Source organism: Flavobacterium anhuiense (assembly GCF_900101855.1).
GTDB lineage: Bacteria > Bacteroidota > Bacteroidia > Flavobacteriales > Flavobacteriaceae > Flavobacterium > Flavobacterium anhuiense.
In genome coordinates this window covers 311,201-333,447 of the sequence record NZ_FMVC01000003.1, presented here as the reverse complement: position 1 = coordinate 333,447, position 22,247 = coordinate 311,201, and the positions used below count along the sequence as shown (strand labels likewise).

21 protein-coding genes are annotated in these 22,247 nt (G+C 37.6%); 3 read left to right on the top strand and 18 right to left on the bottom strand.

Going from position 1 to position 22,247, the window contains the following annotated elements; all coding sequences use genetic code 11:
- Positions 1-6: 6 nt before the first annotated feature.
- The 12 genes from BLP44_RS09455 to BLP44_RS09405 form a co-directional block, all read right to left on the bottom strand.
- Entirely contained in the window at positions 7-2,715 is a 2,709-nt protein-coding gene (locus BLP44_RS09455; protein WP_091132117.1) for a hypothetical protein, read from the bottom strand.
- A complete protein-coding gene (locus tag BLP44_RS09450) occupies positions 2,703-6,077 on the bottom strand; it encodes a baseplate J/gp47 family protein (RefSeq protein WP_091132112.1) in 3,375 nt (1,124 codons plus the stop codon). Before BLP44_RS09450 ends, BLP44_RS09455 begins: the two co-directional genes overlap by 13 nt.
- 13 nt (positions 6,078-6,090) lie before the next feature.
- On the bottom strand, positions 6,091-6,501 hold the full coding sequence (locus BLP44_RS09445; protein ID WP_008463594.1) for a GPW/gp25 family protein: 411 nt from the start codon (positions 6,499-6,501) through the stop codon (positions 6,091-6,093).
- A gap of 2 nt (positions 6,502-6,503) precedes the next feature.
- Positions 6,504-6,794 carry a PAAR domain-containing protein gene (locus BLP44_RS09440; protein ID WP_008463595.1) on the bottom strand — a complete coding sequence of 97 codons (291 nt, stop codon included), beginning with the start codon at positions 6,792-6,794 and terminating at the stop codon, positions 6,504-6,506.
- A gap of 64 nt (positions 6,795-6,858) precedes the next feature.
- A complete protein-coding gene (gene vgrG, locus BLP44_RS09435) occupies positions 6,859-8,604 on the bottom strand; it encodes a type VI secretion system tip protein VgrG (RefSeq protein ID WP_091132108.1) in 1,746 nt (581 codons plus the stop codon).
- Entirely contained in the window at positions 8,605-9,294 is a 690-nt protein-coding gene (locus tag BLP44_RS09430) for a CIS tube protein (protein ID WP_066034801.1), read from the bottom strand.
- A gap of 1 nt (position 9,295) precedes the next feature.
- A complete protein-coding gene (locus BLP44_RS22940) occupies positions 9,296-9,460 on the bottom strand; it encodes a DUF5908 family protein (RefSeq protein ID WP_008463598.1) in 165 nt (54 codons plus the stop codon).
- A 7-nt stretch (positions 9,461-9,467) separates the two neighbouring features.
- Positions 9,468-9,914, bottom strand: a complete 447-nt coding sequence (locus tag BLP44_RS09425; RefSeq protein WP_066034800.1) for a phage tail protein — start codon at positions 9,912-9,914, stop codon at positions 9,468-9,470.
- Positions 9,915-9,916: 2 nt separating this feature from the next.
- Positions 9,917-10,345 carry a phage tail protein gene (locus tag BLP44_RS09420; RefSeq protein WP_008463601.1) on the bottom strand — a complete coding sequence of 143 codons (429 nt, stop codon included), beginning with the start codon at positions 10,343-10,345 and terminating at the stop codon, positions 9,917-9,919.
- A gap of 27 nt (positions 10,346-10,372) precedes the next feature.
- Positions 10,373-12,472, bottom strand: a complete 2,100-nt coding sequence (locus BLP44_RS09415) for a phage tail sheath C-terminal domain-containing protein (RefSeq protein WP_091132106.1) — start codon at positions 12,470-12,472, stop codon at positions 10,373-10,375.
- Positions 12,473-12,493: 21 nt separating this feature from the next.
- Entirely contained in the window at positions 12,494-13,330 is an 837-nt protein-coding gene (locus tag BLP44_RS09410) for a hypothetical protein (RefSeq protein ID WP_091132103.1), read from the bottom strand.
- A complete protein-coding gene (locus tag BLP44_RS09405; RefSeq protein ID WP_008463605.1) occupies positions 13,327-13,929 on the bottom strand; it encodes a Pvc16 family protein in 603 nt (200 codons plus the stop codon). Before BLP44_RS09405 ends, BLP44_RS09410 begins: the two co-directional genes overlap by 4 nt.
- A 580-nt stretch (positions 13,930-14,509) precedes the next feature.
- On the opposite strand from BLP44_RS09405, the gene BLP44_RS22935 reads away from it, so the two are divergent.
- Entirely contained in the window at positions 14,510-14,650 is a 141-nt protein-coding gene (locus BLP44_RS22935) for a hypothetical protein (protein WP_170830226.1), read from the top strand.
- Between the two features lie 201 nt (positions 14,651-14,851).
- Here the strand turns inward: BLP44_RS22935 and BLP44_RS09395 are convergent, their stop codons facing one another.
- Both BLP44_RS09395 and BLP44_RS09390 read right to left on the bottom strand, forming a co-directional pair.
- Entirely contained in the window at positions 14,852-16,360 is a 1,509-nt protein-coding gene (locus BLP44_RS09395; RefSeq protein ID WP_091132096.1) for a hypothetical protein, read from the bottom strand.
- Positions 16,361-16,384: 24 nt separating this feature from the next.
- Positions 16,385-18,181: a T9SS type A sorting domain-containing protein gene (locus BLP44_RS09390; RefSeq protein ID WP_244511719.1), complete on the bottom strand. Its 1,797-nt coding sequence runs from the start codon at positions 18,179-18,181 to the stop codon at positions 16,385-16,387.
- 636 nt (positions 18,182-18,817) lie between these two features.
- Here BLP44_RS09390 and BLP44_RS09385 point away from each other — a divergent pair.
- A complete protein-coding gene (locus BLP44_RS09385; RefSeq protein WP_091132093.1) occupies positions 18,818-19,249 on the top strand; it encodes a hypothetical protein in 432 nt (143 codons plus the stop codon).
- A 121-nt stretch (positions 19,250-19,370) separates the two neighbouring features.
- Here the strand turns inward: BLP44_RS09385 and BLP44_RS09380 are convergent, their stop codons facing one another.
- A complete protein-coding gene (locus tag BLP44_RS09380) occupies positions 19,371-19,751 on the bottom strand; it encodes a SpoIIAA family protein (RefSeq protein ID WP_066034795.1) in 381 nt (126 codons plus the stop codon).
- A gap of 202 nt (positions 19,752-19,953) precedes the next feature.
- Between BLP44_RS09380 and BLP44_RS09375 the strand changes: the two genes are divergently transcribed.
- Positions 19,954-20,571 carry a YciE/YciF ferroxidase family protein gene (locus tag BLP44_RS09375; protein ID WP_091132089.1) on the top strand — a complete coding sequence of 206 codons (618 nt, stop codon included), beginning with the start codon at positions 19,954-19,956 and terminating at the stop codon, positions 20,569-20,571.
- A 72-nt stretch (positions 20,572-20,643) separates the two neighbouring features.
- Here BLP44_RS09375 and BLP44_RS09370 read toward each other — a convergent pair whose 3' ends face one another.
- From BLP44_RS09370 to BLP44_RS09360, 3 genes are read right to left on the bottom strand one after another with little or no spacing between them, the layout of a single operon-like run.
- Positions 20,644-21,126: a CinA family protein gene (locus tag BLP44_RS09370; RefSeq protein ID WP_091132086.1), complete on the bottom strand. Its 483-nt coding sequence runs from the start codon at positions 21,124-21,126 to the stop codon at positions 20,644-20,646.
- Positions 21,127-21,173: 47 nt separating this feature from the next.
- Positions 21,174-21,788, bottom strand: coding sequence for an SET domain-containing protein (locus tag BLP44_RS09365; protein WP_008463614.1), 615 nt, complete (start codon positions 21,786-21,788; stop codon positions 21,174-21,176).
- A gap of 1 nt (position 21,789) precedes the next feature.
- Entirely contained in the window at positions 21,790-22,230 is a 441-nt protein-coding gene (locus BLP44_RS09360) for an adenylyltransferase/cytidyltransferase family protein (protein ID WP_008463616.1), read from the bottom strand.
- Positions 22,231-22,247: the final 17 nt, after the last annotated feature.

The following is a 22,247-nucleotide window of genomic DNA, read 5'->3' as shown; positions in this document are numbered from 1 at the left end:
TAGTTTTTATAGTGATCCTAAATTCGTTTTTCCTAGTATAATTTTATCTGACAATCGTTCATTTTCATCACTGCAGTCAAATAGACGTCCTGTTGGGTAAACATTGTCTAGAGAGGTTAAAGCCTTAATGAAACTGATTAATTGCGGTTCTGGCTGCTCTTGATTCAAATCGGTTTTGGCAATCAAGTAGTCTTTGTACGTTTTTTCAAATTGAACGAGCTGATTTTCTGCGGGGTCTTTCACATCTTTTTCCCTATAGCCAATCCAGCATATTTTTGCCAGAACGTGAGCTGGCAGCTCTTCTTTGATTATTTTTTCTATATAATTTCTAAAATCGGTATTGGCAAATCGCAATGTATATCCTGGCAGCACTACGCTCACACGGTAGGAGTAAGGGTCTATCGGTTCGCAATCGCCGCACTCTTCGGCGCAGATTGGCATGAAAGTATCTGGATTTACTGTTGTTTGATGTACATCTGGGCGGAGCATCATGTGTTCAACCAAAAACATTCCTTCCTCAGTAAAATCTTCTTTCATGAATTGAATTAAATCCAGAATCGATTTTTCTAAATCAGGAAGATTAGTATAATATTCAAATCTGCGGGCAATAATTCGGTTTGGGTTTTTCTTGTCTTTGATGGCTGGATTTATAATGTCATACGAATATTTCCCAGCGTCTGATATCTGAATTAAGATATTGTCGATAATGGATAAATCTTTTACAGTGCCGTTTTTAAAGGCTTCTTTTATTTTATATTCCCGAGTCTGAATAATTTGCAATACAGCAAAATAAAGCTCTTTATTTGCAGCAGAAGTATCAAAGTATTCTGCCGTTGAAGAAAGCACAATCTCATTATTTGTGTCCACAATACGCCATCTATATACCGATTGATTGTCTGAATCAATAAAATTGTACATCTGAACAAAAGAGTTGGAAAGATTTCTTCGGCTGTAATCTTTAATGCCAATGAGTCTTGAAATCCTTTTTTCCGCTCCTGAAACATTATTTGTATTCCATAAATTGGCAATAGGCTGTTTGTAATAATCAAAAGCATTGCCTCGGTCTTTGCTTACAACTTTATAATCTTTCAAAAAGTTTTCTTTGTCGCGCAATACCACTTGGTCTGTAGTATTGCCATAAATAGTTTTATTGACAAAAACGTATTCTGAAAAATTCTCAGCAAAACGAGATAATAGATGATCTAAAATTTTGTTTCTTCTTTCGATATTATTGTCCTGCTGGTCAAAAAGCAGTTCTGTAATGCTGTCGTCAGTGTAATTATCGTATCCGTCGACAATGTCATTCGCGCCTTCAATGTCTTTAACGACTTGAGTAAAAAGAGTTCGGGTCAAATTTCCGCTTACCGAAAGCAATTCGCTTACCTGACCTAATTGTTTAAAATAACTCCCTAATATCTGATCAAAAAATAAAAGATATCCTTTTAATTGTTTTGCTTTAGCTTTACGTTCAACAGACGCTCGAGTTGGAAGACCTACTTCGCCAATACCATAGGTTTCAGGGAAATCATTTTGTATGGTGGTGTAAAAATCGGTGTTGAGGTATTCGCCATTAGGTATTTCTAATTCTTTATTCTGGCTGGCGTTGGTTGTAGCTTTGTCTTTTTCGGCTTTTATGGCATCTAAATAAATTTTTACTTGTGCCTGATTGATATTCAGAGGCAATAATCCTTTGTTGTAATTGAAAACACTTTTGGCACAAATAACTGGTTTTTGATAAGGCGCAAGGCAGATAAGCCATTTGTTTTCTAAATCATCACCACCACAGTTTCCCAAAGAAATATCTTTAATCAGAATCACATCTGGCACCGACATGATGATTCTCATGATATCTGAAAGACGCACTTCGTTTCTCAAATCGGCTTTAAGCAATTCTTTGGTATCAATGAAACCATTCTCTAAAGATGGACCATCAAAAATTTCCAAAGTCGAATATCCTTTGTCAATCATTTGTTTTAACGAATAAAAATTGACCGTTGTCGATAAGTAACTTTCAAGGGCATGAAGAACATTGGCATGAACCAATTCTTCATCGGCTTCTGTATTTACTTCAATATCAGCACATATTTTGATAGGATAGTCTACGACTTTTTTGATATCGACAAGATCTTCGCAAAGGTTTCTGTTGGCATGATACTGCTTTCTTATTTTTTCTTTAACAATCTCTATTTCTGATGGTTTTGAACTTTCGAAATCTACATACAAATCATACAAACCATTTAGTTCGAAAGACTTTCTTAAGTTCGGAGTTGCTGCAAGATTATTATAATCGTTAACATCATAAGAAAGCTGATTTTTTTTGCAGTCTACATAAACCGTTTTCTCATGTTTGGCGAGCCAGCAATTTCTAACCCCATCTATGTCTATAAATAGTTTTCGGTAATCATTTTGGGTAACAGGGCTGGAAGACAATACTTCTGAAGCTTTAAAAAACTGCTTTGGAATGTCTTTATTGATGTCATCAGATGCTAATATATTTTCTATAGGAAGATTAAGTCTCATGCCCAGATCTGAAACGGCATAGCAAAGTATCTCGAGCATTGTAATACCTGGATCATGCTCGTTAAAATCAGTCCAGAATTTGCTGCCAAAAGACTCAATATATTCGATTCCTTTTTTTCTTAGATAAAAGAAATCCAAATCATCTTCTGATGCTGATTTTTTAGGAATGGTGATATGTGGGTTTAGTAGCGACATTTTTCAGGTTCTTCGTGGGTTGTTGGTTTACAGGTCATGATATTGGTGCTGATAATGTGGTTTTTAACAGAGACTAAAATATTCTTAGGGCTTGATGGTGATAATGTGGTTTGAAAGTCTAAAAGATGAATATTGTCTTTATTGTTTTCTGTGTCTTCTAATGGTTTAGGATGTTCCTTATCTGTTTTCTTATCGATATAGATTGCCATTTCCAGAGTAGATAAAAAATCTACATAGTACAGGTTTTCGATGTATTCGATAACAATGCTTCGTTGCAGTTCAACTCCAAATATGATTTGTTTTGAGGTATCAAAGGCCCAAGGCGATAAAAATTTGATAAGATCTTCATTAAGCTGTTTTTTATAAAAATTCTCATCGAATTCGGGATAAAACTTTACATCCAGTTTGATTATAACTTTTTCATAATCAGGATTAATGACTTTAGCAGATACTAACATGGAATTTTTAGAATTGATAAAACTTTCAATGCTGTTTAATGTGGCTGTGCTAACTCTTGGCTCATAAATATCGAATACATTTTTGTCTACGATATCTGGAATTACGACTAGCGTTACTTTTCCTGGAGATAAAAATGAGGTTTCTGTACCCGAAATAAAAGTATGGTTTAGGCATTTTACTCTAAACACGCTTGGAAATTCCTGTAAAATAAGATGCTCATAATCCCAAAGCGTTATAGCTCTGTTTTTGTGGCGCAAGCGTTCGCTCACACGCAGATAATAGGAGGGATCTGATTCTAATGGCTTTCCATCAAACGAATTAAATGGCTGTTCTATGCTTTTAATCTGCGGAACTCGTGTAATTAATTTAGATATTGTTTTGGCAGGTAATGTGCTCTCTAAATGAGCTAAATTATTGTTGTTATCAAAAAATTGAGCGGTAACAACTTGAGTTTTCACATCGATAACTTTGCAAACGGCATCATAATCTTTGTGCATTTTGGCTTTTATCCAAATGGTATTGGCTGGAAACAATGTATTGTCATTGGATGCCTGTTTTGGAATGCCAAATTTTACGATTCCTGATTTTAAGAAGTTATCTATCCCATTTGCTAAAATATCCTTGTCAAGATTTTTCCAGTAATTATCGCACAATATGTACCATTCTACTTTTTGTTTTCCTGTAAAGGTGGGTACGCCGGTATTTTCGCTCCCTTCCAATATTTGAAATAATAGTGAAATCTGTTGTGATATTTCGGCATCTTGAAGACCGATGTAAAATTCGCCTCCATTGCAATAATCAGGAACCAGACAATTGGTAATTGGTTCAACTTCTAAAATTTCTTTATTGATGGCTTGCTGTTTCAAATAAGAATGTTCTTCGCGCTGTCCAAAAGGAGCTTCATGAAACAATTTTATTCGGTTGGACTCGTAGGCAGAAATACCAAAATCAATAGTTTCCTCTGCAGAATAATTCAAACTTATGCTTTCTACAACAGGTGTGTAAGGCTCATTTGGAATTGGCGTTGATGGATCTGTCGCCACATTCATTATCGCCAAAGTATATATTTTTGGAAATAATGAATGTAAAAATGACTGATTTAGGGTCAATCGAATGGGACCGCTTTTGCCAAGTTCATAATCTCCTTTTACGTGGATATTTGATTCGAATCCATTACCTTCATCAGCATCAAATAAATTGACTGTTTTATTTTGTTCGTGCCAAACTTCTTTGTTTAAAACGGATAATGTTGCTTTAAAATAATCCTTTGTTACAATTGGATTGTCTGGATTTATTTCAAGTGAATGGTTGGCTTCTGAAACGGTTTCTATTTCTGAATTGTTTTTTTTGGCAATTCCATCTTCAGGTTGATTGACGTTCATTTTCGCCTCAATATTATCTTTGATAAAAATGGCGTCAATAAAAATCTTTTTGCTTATTTTTTCTATAAAACTACTTTTGTAAGCGGCATAATGAGTTTCAAATGATAATGGAGTATTTTTCCATTTTATGTTAATATCTGCGTCTGTCCATTTTTTAGAAAAAATCTCAGGATAGTTGATTATAAATGAGCTATTTTTTTCGGGTTGAGTTGTAAAAGGGAAAAAAGGTTTCGCGGCATTAAGAAGACCAGTATCGCTTTCTAATACTAAAGATTTTACATCCTTAACTTCAACTTTTACTTTAATACTATTTATAGGTTTTGTAACTAGGCTTCTAAAAAGAGTATGGCCTTTTGGATCTTGTGTATTAATTAAAAATCGAATCACAGGTAATTCTGTTGAGAAAAATTCTCCTAAAATTGTCTGATCGTAGTTTACAATTGCCGGACTGTCTTTTGATATCTGAAAAACCAATTTTAACTGGTTGCCGCTAATGCTTGAAGATCTATTTTCAGCTTTAAAAGGAAGACTGTCGCTCAATTTAAAATTTCCAACCCATCCTTTTTTTCCGCTATATAAAATACTGATATTAGCTAAAAGATCATCTACGTTAAATGGATTGTGAAAAGTTAAAACATCATCAAAAGTGATTGTAATATCAATATTTCTGTCGCCTTCTTTAAGATTAAATAATTCCGAAGCTATTGCAAAACCTAATTTGGCATCGTCTAGCTCTGGATATTTTTCTTCATTGGAAGTATATCCAAATGGAAACCAGTAAGGAGAATCTTCTTTTAAAGGTTCGCCTTTTCCGTCTAGAGAATTGGCAATTTCGCTATGTTTTATTTCGCCTCGATCAACGTCATTATACACACTTTTTAAATATGCTATATTGGCTTTGTTGGCAATAAATTCTTCTGTGGTTTTATAGATTAATTTTTTGCCATCGGGATCTTTTCCTGCGTCAAGTTCTGTGTTTACGGCAATTTTTTCTTCAGCGACTTTTTTTGCCAGTTCAAAAATGATATTGACTTTATCTGCTTTTGCAGGCAGTTTTTCAATTTGAAGTATGTCTTTATAGAAAAAATCTAAATGCTTTTTGGTAATGAGATTAAGTTTGTTTTGAGATAATTCCAATAATTTCAAGAAGCACACAAACAAAGTAAGGTGAGGAGTAAGGTCCTGATTGATATTAGCTACTGATAATGTTTTGGTGATGTTTTCTTTTAATAACGCATATCCTTTCTCTGTTCTTTTTGGAATGCCATCTGGAAGATTATCTTTTGAAAAGCCGAAATAGCTGAAAAACTCCTGCCAATTGCCTTCTGGGGTTTTATCATTATTTGTGTCAAAAAAGTTGACTTCTTTGGCAAAATTATAAGCAAATAACAGCCAGTCTTCAATAGTAAAATCATGAAGCTTCAGGTTGCTTGGCTCTAGTGCGTCACTAAAGCGTTCTTCCTGGTTAACTCCATTTCTTTTAAAAATAACATTGTCTATTTGGCTGCCGTTGGTGCTCATAGCTTATAAACTTTTAAACATTAGTGCCTTCTTCTTTGTAAAAAGGATAAACAAGATTGCTTCTTGAGTTTGTACTTCTTATTTTGTAATCAATTATGACTAATAATTCTCCTTCTAAATCATCACTTTGTGTGATGTCAATTTTTTCAACATCAATTCGCGGTTCGTAATATAAAATCGCTGTTTTTATAAGTTCTGAAACATAAGTTTTGAGTGTTCTGTCTAATGTTTCAAAAAGCAGTTCATCCATGTTACAACCATATCTCGGAAGCATAATGCGCTCGCCGATTTTGGTAGAAAGCAATATTTCCAGACTGCTTTTGATGTCTGCTTCGTCAGATGTCATTACGACTGCTTTATTGTTCTTTTTGAACTCTGGCGGAAAACTCCATCCAGTTCCTAAAAAAGCTTCTTTATTTTCCATAATCAGCCTATTAAAACAGTTGGACATCCCAATACAATTGTTCCCCCATGCGCAGTTGAATCTCCCATTCTTGCGGCTGGTTTTCCTCCAATCAGCACTGTGCTTGAACCAGCTATAATACTGTCTGGCGGTCCTGTGCAAACAATCATATCTCCTAAACAAGCTGCAGGTTGACCGCCTATTAATACTGTAGGTGAACCTGGCGGTAATATTGGTCCTCCGACATGAGGCACAGTTCCCGTTACCATTGGGCAAACATGCATGTCGTTAATTCTTGCGGCTGGTGCTCCCATAGCTACTTATTTTTTATAGTTAACCTTTAGTTTAAGTTTTGGATGATAGAGTTCAGATAATGAATTAGTTAATCTGAACAATGCTTCCTTTTACAATCGCTACCGCAGCCGATGACATTTCTGCTCCAGCATTTCCTTCGGCTTTAAATTGGGCAGTTGCTTTTAAGTTTACATTGGTGCCTTCAATTTTTACATCGCCTGTCGCTTTTATTGAAATATCTCCGGCGCTTTCCATTTTTATTCCTGCGCTGTCAATTGTAATCACGTTTGAATTTTCGTCTTCAACAACTATAGAGCCTTTGTCTTCGTCCAGCGTTATTTTTTTGCCTGCAGGAGTTTCAATAGCTATCGATTTTTTCTCATCGTCAAAGAGCACTTTCATTTCACTTCTGGTAAAAATCCCTTTTTGATGGTTATCGTCAGATGCTTTTAGCGGAGCAGGTTTTGCACTGCTGTGAAGCATACCTAAAACAATAGCGTCATTCGGATCTTCATTGATAAAACCAATAATTACTTCGTCTTCAATTTCTGGCCTAAAAAATGTGCCTCTGTTGTCTCCTGCGTCTAAAGCTGCGACTCTGCACCAAATTCCCTGTTCTTCGTTATTGATGATTGGGATTTTGACCAGAATTCTATCTTCTCCATCCGGATCGTCTTGAAGCTGGGTTACAATACCAATATGAAGTCCTTTTATGGACGGAATTATTCCTGAAGCCGATGGCGTATTGACATCATACGTTTCAGAAAACCATTCAGGATTTAGTCCAAACTGCACATTTACAGTCCAGTTACCATTTGCTATTTCATGGAAAACTCCAGTAACGTACGCTTTGCCATTAAAGCGGTCTCCAACACCTTCAAGCGTGATAATGGTATTGGGTTTTACAGCAGGAATACCTTGAAATTTTACTCTTCCGCGAACTTTTGACAGTTGTTGAAATAATAATTTAGCATCAGCCCAATCTTGCAATTCGGTATCGGTAACATGACCGCCGTGACGCAATTCTAGATTTTCAAGCTTTACGATATCGGATAAATCCGAAGCAGATAAATTTCCGTTTAGGCTTACACTCGGATCTTTAGCTTCAATTTCTAATAATTCCTGATTGGATGCATTCCAGCTGTAAGATGAAACTTTTGCAAACTGATTTCGAGCATCAATCTCAGCATCAAAGTCTAGCATTGTGGCACCAAAAGCAACCGTTTCAATTGATTCTGAAGCCAAATCGGGTTTTTTTACTGAGATTTTGCCATTTTCAACAAAACATAATTTTCCATTAGCCTGTGCACGTGAGACAATAAAATCCCAATCGGATGTATTGTATTGCACTAACTCTTTGTGGCTATAATTTGTACTTTCTACATCTTTTTGCAATCCGTAAGTGCCAATAATGTCTTCAAAAGCGTCACTGTCTTTTACATCATAAAAATATTTGCTCTTTCTTCCAATGGTCATTTTTACGGCTTCATCTTTACATTCTACAATCAATAGGGACGAATTGTCTTTTATTTTTATAGAATGTTTTAAAACGATTCCTTTGTAAATAGTTTCTTCGTCGCTGTGATAGCCCGCTTTTATTTCTATCTTTTTACCTGGAATAAGCAAATCTTCATTACTTAATTTAAAATCTCTCGAAGCGGCATCTCCATCGGTCAAAATAATCTGCGCCATAGGTATTCTGTTTACCTCATTATGAACTACAATGCTCATTACTTGGTAAACGCCAGACAGCTCAGTTCCTTCAATGAGCAATTTGTGTGTTACTAAATCGGCACTTTTACTGGTTTGTATGACGTCACTATTGTTCATCTATTGTTGTTTTTGCAGTGGAGGGAAAAATATTTTTTGACCAATTTTTAATTTTCTGAAATTGATGAGCTTGTTTGCTCTTGCTACTTCGAGATAATATTTTGAATCGCCGTAGATTTTAAAAGACATTAACGGAAGCGTATCTCCCGCTTTTACAGTTCTAGTGTGTGTTAAATCAGGAGATTGATTGTTTTGCTGTTTGGCTCTTAACTCATCTTCCACAACTCCTTTGAATTTTCCTTTTGCAATAGCTCTGATCGGTGTTCCGTCAGGTCTGAAAAGTTTATATTCAATGGTCATTTCGGTAAGAGATCCTTTGAAAAGCAGGCTTCCCCAAGCAATTTTTAAATAATTTGGCTTATGTTCTGTACCGTTATATTCTAAAATTACTTTTCTAAAATGCTCAATGTCTTCAATAACACCGTTTTCAGTACTTTCTTTGCCGGCAATAACACCAGTTCGGTCAAAAACAAAATCCAATTCTAATTCCTCTGGAGCGATTGCCGTAAATCTTGGCGCAGGGCTGCTTGTTCCAGCGGCTTGAGTTGTATCTTGTTCTATTTTGTAATGAAAAGTATATTTCTCAGGATTCATCAAAGTAACGAACTCTTCAATATCCGAAATGGGACTGTTGAATTGTGGATCGCTATAGGCAATAATCTTCAGTTTTTTTAATTCACCAGTTGTCATATTAGCGTTCTTTTTTTCGTTCGATAATCTTCATTACTTGCTCGACACATTCAGCTACATTATCTTTTTCTGCAGAAGAAGAGGATGATGAAGCTGGTTTTGCACCTGAACTTGGACTTTCGTTCACATTTATTTTGATGTGAAGCTCTTTGATTTCAATTGGCATGGCTACATTATTTTTTATGAAGGGTGAAATGATTATAAGCAAGCTCAAAGCTTTCAACAACAATTTTGCTTTCTAAAGCACTGAAATCTTCAACAGCCCATTTTACCGGATAAGCATGTACCACTTTCCAATGCATTAACGGTTCGTGATCTTGATTCAAGAGTTTTACAGTTAAATCAACGGGCTTAAATTCGAAGTTTTCAATTGCTTTTCTGCACCATTCAATTACATCAGAATCAATAAGAATTCCCCTTTTTAAAACTAAATTGGGATATTTGGTTTTTACAGGAAGTTTGTGTTTGAATCTGTTTTCTCCACCCTCAACAAATTCTTCTGTTTCAAGATCTACGGAAAGTCCTGATACTGACTGAAATTGATGGTCTTTTTCTTTTGTGCCTAGTTGGTCAAATTCAACCAGAAAATGAAAGCCTACGGGTGGATAATAATTAGCCATGATTAGTCATTTTGAATAGATAAACCTTCGTGAACCAATTCAATAGATTCGATGGCTACTTCGTTTCCATCAGCTTTTAAATCAGTTGACTGCACTTTTGTCGGCCATGCATTTTTTACTTTCCAAGTAATCACTGGTTCGTGCTCTTCGTTAAGTAATTTGATGGTAATATCTCTTCTTTCGATGGTGTTTAGTTTTACTGTATTCCACCAAGCGTAGTATTCATTGTCGCTTTTGAAAGTGCCTCTTTTCATCGTAATGTTAGAGAACTTTTGCATGCCAGGCATCTTGATTTTACTGTACTCTGGACTAGCGCCCTGACGGTACTCAATAACTTCAGTTTCTACATCTAATCCGGAAACTTCTGTAAAGCCTATTTTTGTTCCACCCCAGTCAACTGAGAAATGAAACTTTGATAACGGATAACTCATGATTTATATTTTTTAATGGTGTTTTAATTAAGATTCCTGCATTTTGTGAGAGAAACGAAGAATGATGAACTCAGCCGGACGAACTACTGCCATACCGATTTCGATAATCATTTTACCGTCTAAAATATCCATAGCAGACATGGTTTGTCCTAGACCGATTCTTACGTAAAATGCTTGTTCTGGTTTTGCTCCAGCCAAAGCTCCAGCTCTCCATTGAAGAATTAAGAAATTCTCAATCATAGCTCTTACTCTTATCCAAGTATTGGCATCGTTAGGTTCAAAAACAAACTGTTCGGTCGCCTTTTTAATTGATTCCTCAGCCATGTTGAAGAAGCGGCGAACAGGTACATAACGCCATTCACTATCGTTACCGGCTAAGGTTCTTGACCCCCAAACCAAGGTTCCCTTACCGGTAAATGTTCTGATAGCGTTTATAGATTTACCTGCGACAGTATCAACATTTAAGTTGTCCTGAATGGTATTTGTTATTTTAACTGTTGGTTTTATGACATAATTCAAGCTTACATTTGCAGGAGCTTTCCAAACACCTCTATCTCTGTCAACTCTTGCATAAACCCCAGCAATAGCAGAGCTTGGAGGAAGAGTTATTGGCAGGTTGTAAATTTCAGTAAGGATTTTGTTGTAAGTTGCATTGTCGATGCTTTCTAAAGTGCTTAATTTTCTTCCGTTTAAAGCCCCATTGTTTACATCTTTTCCGCTCACAGATTTAATAGCATTTAAAAGTGCAAGAAGGTCAGCTTTTATATTGGAAAAATTATTTGTAGATACTGTAATTGCAGTTTGACTATTTAAAGGAGCATACTCTACAAGTTTTTTTAATTCTTTATCAAAACTTACAGTGTCAGTCGATACAATTTTAAGCAATTTAGCAGTTGCGTTCTCGTCCTGTATTTTTTTCTTTAACGTCTTTAAATTTTTATATACAGAGTCAATTTTATTTGCAGCGGTAAAATTTGAATTAAAAGTAGTCAAAGCACTTGTGATGTTATTTGCAATAACCATATCCTCGTCAGATATTGTGCTGATTGCAGCATTTGCTTCGTCGTTTAATGAATTTCTTAAAAGGGATAGACTTTCTAAAGAAGTAAGCAGAATATTCAATTTTTCCAAGAATGCTGTTTTTTTAGCAGGATTGCTGACAAAAGTCCCGCCTAAATCAAAACCAGTTGCATCATTGCTGTACATCTGTAAAAACAAATCGCTTATTTGTCCAGAAATATCTCCAGGAGTAGTCGTAACATCAACTAATTTAGCTACAGTTGCATCAATTCCTAACGTTGGACTTTCGATAGCTACTAGACTTTCAGCAATTTTATCATATGCTTTTGCCGTGTAGGAGTAATGTTTTAATATAATTTTACTGCTGTCAAAGGCGTAGTCCAAAATAGTTTCTAAGTGCGGATAATACGCAGCTCCATACTTAATAGTGTCTTTTTCAGCACTAATTTCGCCTCTCAAAGCATCTATATTTGGATCTGTCTGGCTTGATTCATCATAACCTAAAGTGTCAATTAAAGTAAATCGGTCTTGAAGATTCTGACACTGCATTAATGCGCTATTGTACAATCCATAGAAATCAGTTGGAGTTATTGCATCCACTCTTGTAGCATCGGGAAATAGAATTAGTGTTGGTTCGTCTACCTTTTCCAATTCAGCCAATCCGTCGGTCAATTTAGAGCTGTTAGTGATTGTTGTGACTGGAATGTCTTCTTCATCTAAATCATTTCCATAACGCCCAACTGAAATAATGTAGCAAGGACCACCGCCATTTGCAAAGAACAGCTGCAATGAATAATACATCAAAAAAGGCTGTTTTGCAGTTGGCTGATCTACAACAATAGATCTCGTGTCTCCATTTTCAGTTGAAACGTCATTAATGGTAACGCTAATTGTTGTCTCTGGTTTTGCAAAACCAAAAAAACGCTCATATTCTAAAAGAGAAGTTATTCTTGTTGGTTTCAGTTTCAAATCTCCATTAATCTTGTTCATGGCTTTTTCAGTATAGCCAATGAAACATGGAATCGCAGTCTCTACCTGGGCAACAGAAGGGGGAAACTTTACGATTTCCTCAACATATACTCCAGGCGTTTTGTAAGTTGTTGCCATAATTGATTTGTTTTTTAATTATTAAATAAATATTTCCGAATAGTAATCACTATCGATTTTTGTTATTGATTTTACAGATGGATTTGGATATTGACTTTCTGCCGGTTGTGAAGGCGTAAAATCTGTAAGTGGATCAATTTCTACAAAACCAGATCGCGTTAGCGGTTTTGCGGTATTGGTTTTAATTACAGTTTTTGCTTTACGGTCGATGTATCTCCAAATTGTTTTTCTATTGTCAAAATGAATTTTAAAGTTTGGGCTTAACATTTTATCCGAATTGTCTATAATATCTTCCGAGCTGTTGTCACCTTTAGCGGTTAGCGAAATAATTCCAAAGACATTTTGCTGTTCTGGCGACTGTAGTGTTGAAAGTAAGTCGGCAGTGGTTTTTTCAGATACTAGATAGGCATTTGAAATCAGTTTGTTGTCACTTATTTTTGGAAGATACTTAAACGAAACGGGTTCAGTCAATGGCTTTACATTACTGAAAAGATATGCTCGAGTAAGAGCAAAATCAAGATTAGTATAATTTTCAAATTGATAATCATTAATATTAATTAAAAATTTTAAGTTCAAATCGGCAGGGACTTTAATAAATGGGACCGATTCATCTTTCACTTTCACATATACTCCGAAACCTGTTTTGGTTTTTTTAAATACCATTTTGTAGTTTTTAAGTACAATATTGGTTTCTAAAGTTGGCGTTACTGTTATAAATGCATCGGCACTAAATTGCTGCAGCATTTTCTCTTTTTTATCATCTGTCATGCTTGCAAAAGTCTCTTCTCCATTATTCAAAAAATAATTATGAAGAAGCGTCACTTGAAACAGCAAACCATATGTAGAAGAATAACTCATGACTGTTCTTTCTTTTTAGTTATTCCTGTAAATTCACCAATAAGATGTCCTTCTGCTTGTGCAATATTGCGTTCGATTTGGATCATGCTGACTTTATATAAAGCCGACGGAAGCTGTTTTCCGCCAAGTGTTCCCCAGATATAATTTAATTCTTCAAAAGTGGGAGTGTAGAGTTCAACCGTAAACCTAAAGTTGTCTACATTACTCATAGCGCTGCTATTTCTATTAAAGATGGTATTGGCTTGAGTAAAAAGCTTTTTCCCTTGAAAAAACTCAATAATTTTTGAAATATCTTTTAGCGAATTGACATATTTATCTCTGTTAGCGCTAAAAAGCAGATACAAGTTTAAGTTGATAACACTATTCTTATATATGGTTTTCGTATTTTCTATACTATGATTTGGGAAGTTTTTTAAAGTAGCTTCTTCATCTAAATTGATTATTGTAAGTGCCACAGCATTTTTTAACGCGTCTGTAATTTCATCATTTTGAGATTCTAAAAAAGCAATATTTTCAGGAACAACAGATTTATCTAACCCAATTTCTTCGAGATAGTTGTTTACTTGTTCTGTAATTATTTGTATTACTTCAAAAATCATCTTTGATAAAAATTATTATAAATACTAAATGAAATTTTATTGGAAGAAATAAGATTTAGGGCGGAGAATGTAATTAGAAAATTAGGCTTCTAAGGGTGCTTTTAAGATTGGACTAAATTAGATAAATGAGAAGCTACCAAAAAAGGGGAAAATTCCCCTTTTTTGTATAGTTAATATACTGGTTTTTAAATCATTGTGTTTTGGTTTTAATTTTCAAACCTTATTGTGTTAGATACGAAGAAAAGCGCTAAAGTTTGTTTTTATGAGATTTTATTGATAGCTATTTGTTTGAAAATGAAAGGTATAATTGCTTAGCTTACTTGGAACATTTATAGCGAAGAAGACTTCTATTGCAACACTATTTTCAAAGTTGTGGGAATTTTATAATGATAACCTGAAATTGTGTGAGTCTCAATTTTTGAGCTCTTATAATTTAGCTTTCAGAACTTGAGAACAAATCTAGTAGTAGGTGGGTTCACTTTTAAATATAATTTATCAAGTTTAATGAAAGTGCTACTATTTCGAAAAGATGATTGATAACAGATTTTTCTGTTTCGAATGCTTAATTGAAAAAGATAAAATGAAGAAAGATAAAAAATACAAAGTATATAAAAATGGCTCTGCCATTAAATCAAGAAAAAGAAAAGACACCATAATTAATGTAATGGTTTTGTCGATTATTGCTTTTATTACCGTTCTGTTAATCTCAGAAATGACCTAGGAGTCTATTTGTAAATTTGGTAGCTCCTTGCTCTTTGGATTTCAGATTTCCTTAAAGATATTTAAAGCGGAAGATCTGACATTACGTTTTATGGACAGTTTCTTGGCATTATGCGGAAAGTCGTGGCTTTACAGATGTAGGTTCAAGAACAGTAAAAGCCCCATAACGGAGCTTTTACTTTAATGTGATATGCAGAAAGGCCTATCTGGCGCTTAAGTTTAAAGATACAGTGGACATGCCACCAGTTCCGTCGTAGCGTTCAGCCCATATTTCAATGTAATCGTCCTTTTTGAGCTGCATCGTGCCCACAACCGGAAGCGCAAGGATACCGGCAGTGGATAAGAATCCCGTAGAAGGCCTACCATAGACTTTAGTGTCAGTAAGCACAACGCCGTTTCTGGCTATATAAAGAATAAGGGTAATATCAGAGCCTGTTCCCTGATAAGATACCGATGCGTTTACCTGAAAATATCTGGTTTTGTTTCCTCTATAGGTGATTCTGTTATTACCATCTTTAGTGAATCGGAACAGATTGTTTGAAGTCGTGGTGCCGTTAAGCTTTATCCTGCTGGCCGTGCCTGTTCCGGTAAAGGAAGTTGTGGTTCCGGCTCCAACTGCGGCATCTAGATTAATATCGCCTGTTGCATCGGCATCGCCTTCTCTTGGTATGCCAGGCGCATCAACGGTCCAAGCTGTGCTAAAGTTGTAGCCAGGGTAGGTCGACGCGGCAGCATATCGATTAATGTAGCCTGAAGAATTTGTTGTAGTGCCAGAGAAGACAGTGCCAAGTAATACTCCTGTTCCTACGCTAAGTGTTGCACTGCTCACATCTATGGCTACATCAGCGCCATTTAGGGTGCTGAAACCACTGTTTTTTTGTATCAGTCCAAAAGTGCCCGTAAAGGTTTCGAAAGTTCCATTGTTGCTGGAAGCCCAAGCTTGGTTATTGAGGAGTAGATTGCCGATATTGGAATAAGTAATGCCGTTCGCATTGTTGACAAACTGGATGATATTGCCAAAATAGAGTCCGATACCCGATATGCTACCCACACTGGAACTCATCCCGTCTATAACGACATTCTGAACTAGAAGGGAAGAAGACGTCGCCGCGCCTGGCCCCGTAATAGCAAAGGCAGTGGCACCTCTTAAGGTCAGGTTTCGAATGCTGCCTCCTGTATTACCCTGAAAAATTACACCGGCATAGGAAAGCACATCTTCGTTGGCATCAAGGCCTGAGACATATGCATTGTTGATGTTGATGGGACGTGTAAGAGAAATGGTTCCGTTGATTTCATATAATGTATTGGTATTGAGCAAATACGATGATCCGCCTCCTGCAGCAAGTTCGGGCGCAAGATCAGCAACTGATTTTACCAGCTTGTAATTGGTTCTTTTTAAGGTGCTTTCATTGGCCATTTTAATCCAAGCCGAAGTTGCAGCATTATAGAAATAAAACGCTTTGTCGGTGGTGTCAAACACCAGCAGACTTTCAGCTGGGCTGGCAATAGCAGTGCGCTGTGCGGTGCTCATCCTAGGAGCCAGCATTCCTTGAGCTGTGGAGGAGATATCCAGTATGGAGGAAGGATCTGGGGTTATCGTTCCGATTCCTATTTGGGCATTTGCTTCGGTCAGAAGTAGAAAAAGCAGCATTGCTAGGGCTGTTCGGTATAGGGTAGATTTTGTATGCATATCGTTTATTTTAGTTTTCATTTTTGTTTAGTTAATCGTCTATCCTCATTTATCTCCATCTGTAGAGAGCAGGATTTTTTTGGTGATCTTGCGATTATCATCGGTAAGAAACTCTATTATGTAGACACCTGCTGGTAGTCCAAAAGGAGTGAAACTGTAGGTGAGTTCGGTTTGTAACTCTTTTGCTTTAAAAACCTTTTCTCCAGCCATATTGTATAGAGACATAGAGTGAATAGTAAGCAGTTGGGGATTAGATGCCTTAATGGCTTTGGATAATCTGTCCTGATAAACTATAAAATGCTCTGAATCTGGGTTTTCTTCCAGACTTAGGTTATGATTATCTTTGAAAGCAATGGAGAAGCGGCTGGTGTGGTTACCGGCAGGGACTTTGATTTCATAGGCAATGTTTCTGATGTCATGGTAGGAGTCATCAGAGCTGTCATAGAGAAAGATCGGTTGTGAGGAATCAAAATGGGCTGTTTCTGTTATGAGAAACTTAAAGGTCGTCTCCTTGGATGCTTTTACGGCTAAAGGAATTTTTTTTGAGGGATCAAAAGCGATTCCTTGTATGAGGTAGGAGGCATTGCCAATGCGGAAATTGACGTCTTCAGGCAGATCAGTGGTCATGTTCAACGCGTCAATTCCAGGATCTGGTCCATCTGTGGCCTGAGAAAGAAAGGCCAAGGCAAGTTGTCTGGTAAATTGGCCATTGATTATACTATTTATTCTCAAATAGGATAGGGGTTCTATCTCTTCGGCCTGCTTTTGCGTTTGTAATTGTGGCGTCTTTTTTTCGAACTGTGAGATTCCAGTACCCTCTCTAAAAAATATGCGATGGACATTTTTAAAGGTTGCCGTGCCATTGGAAGTTCCATTCAGCAAGAATCCTTGACCAATCGGAGAATATCTTCGTTGCAGAATAGTTCCTGTTCCAGATCCTGGGCCAGCGTTTGGAGTACCATCCTGATTATAGGCGTTAAAGGCCGCTGGCACATAGATTCCTTCAGAATTCACATTCACAGGAGAATAGGAGCCATAGCCCCCACGGTAGGCGCTCAGATAGTGGGAGTTTACGGTTCTATCCTGTTGCCAGAAATAGGCCGTTCCTCCAGTTATGGCAAGGTTATCGGGATCCAAAAGAAAGGCGTTCAGATTCAGAGCCGATGGATAGGGGTTTCCGGTGAGTGTGGCGTTGCCCGTTGTTAGAGTAACGCTAATATTGCCGCTATTAGGCTTTCCTCTGAAATCATAGCGCTGTGCACCTCCAGGGTTGTTAGGTATTCCGAGTCCTAGAGGATCTAAAAGATCTGTGCCAGAGGTTCCTTTCATGGTAAAGCCTTCGCCTGGAGCTAAAGAGGTGGCTGCTCCAACTGCGCTCCACTGTGAATAACTGCTGGCATTGGTAAGTTTATAGATCCATGAGGAAGCGATTGCGAGAGGCGATGCAGTGCCGTCATAGCTTCCCTGTGGAAGAATCGACGAAGAGGTCGAAAGAATCGCCGTTTCAGGACGTGAGAGCATGGTGATGCCAAAACTGGAGTTTCCCGTTGTATTGGAAGGCATTCCGACAGGGGCACACCAGTAGTTGTATTCAAAATTATCTGATGTGCCTTCTTGGTAAACTGAAAGAGAGCCCAGACCAACATTGTTAGAGAGGCTGGCTCCTTGAATGAGCTGGGCTTCATTTCTTAAATAGAGATTGGAATTAGCATTTAGATGAAGATTTTCTTTGACATAAAGCACTTCGTTTTTGGCATAAAGGCTTGCCCCTGTTGCCAAATATAGCTGGGAAAAGCAGCTAGTGTTCACAGCCATCAAAAAAAGAGTAGACAGTTTTTTCATGTGCAGTTTCGGGTTAAGATTTAAATACAAAAAAATAGTCTCAGTGGGATTTTCGGCGTTTTACGGTAACGATTAGACCCAATATAATGCCCGCCGCCAGCAGCAAAGTGCACTGCCCATCGATAGGCAGATCAGGAGTGTCATCGGGAAGCCCTGGGGGAGGTGGGCCGCCTTGTGCTACAAGGGCAGAAGAATAAAGAATAAATAAATACAGAACGGTGCTTGTTTTTTTTAGGTTCATAAGGGTAATTTAGGGTTGTATAGTAGTGTAATCGATTAGGGGATGAATGTGTTTTTCATAGTCTTCAGCATCGCGGTACTGGGGAGCACATTCGCATGAACGCCAAATGTTAACAAGCAGCATAAGAGCTTAGTAGGCTGTTTTTTAGACATAGGTAGTTGGATTTAGGTAAGGCAAATTTAAATTCACTACACAGTGCTGCTTATATAATTTTTATTCATATTTATATAATTTCCATGTCACTTCAATTCTTTTTAGGAAGCTGCATAGAGAAGTTGCTTTAGAATTTTTTGCGTTTTAAAGTGCATGGTGATCCTGTAAAAATGCATTGTAGATTGTAAAAAAATGATTACGACAATTTTTGCAGTTTTGTCTAGATTGTCAATTCTAAAGTTATGAATAAGCTTGGACCTGTAGTAGTAGTTGATGGGAGCAAAGGAAACTGTGTGTTGTTCCAAAAGATTTTTAAAAAATTGGAGATGAGAAATGCATTGCTCTGTTTTGGATCGTTAAGGGAGGCTGGGTATAGACTTTCTGAGGCAGGAACGGATCCCTTTCTACTTTTTGTGAATGTGATGCAGCTTGCCCAGAGTATAAGAATGACGGATTATCTACTCTTTATGGAGTTACGCTGTCCGTGCTTATTTTTTTCCATTTCATCCGCACGTTGTTTTGTGGTAGATGTCTATACAGGGCCCACGCTAACCTATGCGTCCTCACGCTGGAGTGAGGAGAATTTTACCGAAATTATCCATTCAACACTCCAACATGTGGCAGAGGAGTCTTTCAAGGAGCTGCTGAGAAGAAGAATTGAGGATAAAAACTAAAAAACGTCTGAAAAGACGTTTTTTAGTTTTAGAAAGTTCGAATAGTCAATAATCTTTTGATGAGTGCAATCCTAATTATTAGCCTAGGCTCTCTTAGTCAAAGGATGTTACAGATTTGTTTTTAATTATTTTCTGGTTCTTCTCCAGTGCTTACCCACCTTAGTGCTTCATGAAAGTCATTTTTTTTATAGCCTCTGAATTCTCCTGGAACAAGATAGCTGAAGCCATTGGTAAAAGATATGGCTCTAGAGGAGTCCGTGACGATTGCAGCGCGGTTCCATTTTCCCAGATTTTTAAGGCCTAGTAGGGCATCCTGCATCCAAGCGGCGGCTGTAAAGTTTTCGATATCGGTGTCAATTACAAATAGAAAGTTTATTTCATTGATCCTTTCTGCAAGTTTGGACACTTCAGGAGCTAACACATTTTTGTAATCTTCGGCTGTTACAGTGCCTTTCGCTCTAAAGGCCGCAACATTTTCGGGGGCGTCAATTTTCTCTATCATTTCTTTTTGTTTTGCGGTTAAACGCTAAATGTAGCTGGTCGTACAAAGATATCTTTTCAACGTAAGGCTTTATTTTTATAGAATTGCCATGATGCTTTTTTGGGTATAGATGCTTATTTTATAAGCTTAAGATAGAATTCTGTAAGCGCGGGCTGGCTTTGGGCTTTAGATTTGGAATAGTTTAATTGAAAAATTGCATATTATGAAAACAGCAGATACTGCAAAGACAGGAGCAAAGAAAGCGCCTGCCAAAAAGGCTCCGACAAAACAGGCTCAGAGCAGAGGAAAAGCCGTGCCAGCAAAATCCAATGCGGCTGAAGGGCTTAGAGAATTGTTTGTAGATTCTCTTAAAGACATCTATTGGGCGGAAAAAGCGCTTACTAAAGCGCTTCCAAAAATGGCTAAGAATGCGTCTTCGGAGAATTTGATCACGGCTATAAACGATCACTTGGCTGTAACACAAGAACAAGTGGCGAGGCTTGAGCAGGTTTTTGAAATTTTAGGAGTGAAGGCTTCCGCTAAAAAATGCGAAGCTATGGAAGGGCTCATTAAAGAAGGGGAAAGCATTATGGAGGAAACTGAGCTAGGTCCAGTTCGTGATGCGGGAATCATTGCGGGATCCCAAAAAATTGAGCATTATGAAATTGCTTCTTATGGAACTCTTGCGGCTTTTGCCCTGACTCTAAATGAAGAGGAGGCAGCAAAATTGCTCCAGCAGACTCTTGAAGAGGAAAAACAAGCTGATACCATTCTCACTGAGGCTGCCTACAACACCATTAATTTTGACGCTTCGGAAGAAGAGGAATCGCAAGAGCAATAAGAGCTTTCGCGCAAAAAAAGACCTGCAGTCTATATATGATTGCAGGTCTTTTTTATTTAATATATTTATGTCCTATAAACTTTCTATGGCGTCATGTATCAGTTGAGCAGTCTTGTCTACGGCCTGCATCACTATCTGCTCTGGGGTTCCATGAAAGAGCTCGCGGTGGCGTATTTGCTCTGTAGGAGTGATGATATAAAAGAATATGGTGCCAACTGGTTTCTGGCGAGTTTCGCTTCCTCCTGGAGAGCTAAGTCCTGTAATGGCGGCCGTTACCTTTGCGTTAAAGAGCTTTGCTGTCTGTTGGGCGAGAAGTTTGGTGACTTCGGCAGATTCTGCGCTATGCTTTTGAATCATCTCGTGAGGCACATGCAAAAGTTGTTCTTTAACAAATGCCTCATAGCATACGATTCCTCCGCGAAGGATAGCTCCGGAATTTTTGGTCATTGAAAACTCAGAGGCAAGACGGCCTGCGGTGACGCTTTCTGCAAAGGAGACATTCCATTTTTTTCTTTTCAGCGCAGCGCTGCATTTCATTACAATTTCTGAAGGCATACTTTTTATTGTTTACAGTTCCTATTGTTCTTTTCTTGGCTCTTTCTTTAGCGCTGAGCCATGCCGTTTAGCAAAGGTTCGGGCTGATAATAGCATTCCAGTATGGAGCGCATTTTGGAAGGGTTGTACACCGCACTGATATACTCGCACCAAGTTTTCTTTGGAACCAGATCCAGCAAAGCTTGGTCTAGTTTAAGGACTTCCCGCGCATGCTCCAAAAGCAGTGCGTCCCACTGTTGATGGTATCGCAGAATATCGTCAGGATAGACCGTCTTACGATCGGTGTTTTCATCAATACAGCTGAAGGGCTCCTCGAGGTTTAAATAACCATAGTCATCGGTAAGTTCCTCGCCGGGATGGATGTCTCGTATGGCGATTTCAAAGTCATAAGGTGTACTAAAGCAACTCGGATTGAAGCTATGGTTGACAAATTTTCCATGGTCCCAGCAAAGCACTAAATCTCCGTGCCTGTTGGTAAAAGAATATTTGTGCAGATGGCTTCTGATAAACGGGTTTAAGCTGTGGAGTTCGCTTCGTTTAAAGACACGGTCCAGATCATCTTGAACCCAAGTGATGGTGCCTTTTGGGATCAGTTTGGTAGCTACAACGCCATATCCTTTCTCAGGGCTTATAAAACGAACTTCGGTATCGGGATGTATCATATCATACTAGTTTTAGTGATTCTCTCTGGTATACTTCTTTTCTTAATCCGCTGCTGGAAAAGCGATGTCTTCTTCTGTTATAAATCAGTTTGATTTTCATTTTCTCACAATAGCTTTTTCCTGTAAAATCTTTCTCGCGGTATTCCTCTCCAATGATTCGCACATCGATTGGGAACGCCTGTAGGATGTCTTCGAGGTCCTGCTCGGTAGTGTAGGGAATGATCTCGTCTACAAAGCGGCACGCTTTAAGCTGAATGTAACGCTCTACAACTGACTGTGTTGGTCTATTCTTTTCAGGACGGTCAACTGTTGGGTCTGTCTGCAGTCCCACAATGAGGTAGTCGCAGTGCAATTTGGCTTCTTCAAGCATTCTCACGTGTCCAGCATGTAAAAGGTCAAAGGCGCTAAAAGTAATGCCTACTATGGGTTTTATGGTTTTCATTTTTTTAGGTTTTAAAT